This window comes from Pseudomonas sp. 8(2025) (genome assembly GCF_052665325.1).
This window is the reverse complement of the sequence record NZ_JBQOIE010000043.1, coordinates 1-998: the sequence shown is the minus strand read 5'-3', so window position 1 is coordinate 998 and position 998 is coordinate 1. Positions and strand designations below refer to the sequence as shown.

General features: G+C 66.5%; 1 protein-coding gene. It reads left to right on the top strand.

Features of this window, described 5'->3' with window-relative positions:
* Positions 1-998: AMP-binding protein (locus ACUXVH_RS31640; protein ID WP_445496858.1), on the top strand; the 998-nt coding region annotated here is incomplete at both ends.

Below are 998 nucleotides of genomic sequence, written 5' to 3'. Positions count from 1 at the left end.
CAGCGCCTGGGGGACCTGCCGCTGCTGGGCGCTGCCGAGCAGCACCAGTTGCTGCACGAGTGGACCCCGGCCACCGGTGAGTTCCCCAGCGATGGTTGCGTGCAGCAGGTGGTGGAAGCACAAGCACTGAAAAGCCCGGAGTCCGAGGCCCTGTTGTTCGCTGGCCAGCGCCTGAGCTACCGGGAACTCAATGCCCGGGCCAACCGCCTGGCGCACAAGCTGATCGAGCTGGGCGTGGGGCCTGAAGTGCGGGTGGGCGTGGCCTTGCAGCGCACCCCGGAAATGGTCGTGGCGCTGCTGGCGGTGCTCAAGGCCGGTGGCGCCTATGTGCCACTGGACCCGGATTATCCCCAGGACCGTCTGGCCCACATGCTGCGCGACAGTCAGGCACAGATCCTGTTGACCGAAAGCGCCTTGCTGTCGCTGCTGCCATCCGTGGAGTCCTTGCAGACCCTGCAACTGGATGCCCGGCCGGGCTGGCTGGATGGCTACTCGACAGACGACCCGGCGCCACGCGCGACCCCGGACAATCTGGCCTATGTGATCTACACCTCCGGTTCCACCGGCCTGCCCAAGGGCGTGGCGATTGCCCATCGCAACGTGCTGGCGCTGATCGACTGGTCGAACCGGGTGTACAGCACTGACGACCTGCAAGGGGTGCTGGCTTCCACCTCGATCTGCTTCGACCTGTCGGTGTGGGAGCTGTTTGTCACCCTGTCCAGCGGCGGTTCCATCGTCCTGGCCCGCAACGCCCTGGAACTGCCGGAGCTGGCGGACCGCGACCGGGTGCGCTTGATCAATACCGTGCCTTCGGCGATTGCCGCGCTGCACCGCAGCGGGCAGATTCCGCCCAGCGTGCGGATCATCAACCTGGCGGGTGAGCCGCTGAAACAGGCCCTGGTGGATAGCCTCTACCAGCAGCCCGGGCTGGTGCATGTCTACGACCTGTACGGCCCTTCGGAAGACACCACCTACTCGACCTACACCCGGCGCGAGGC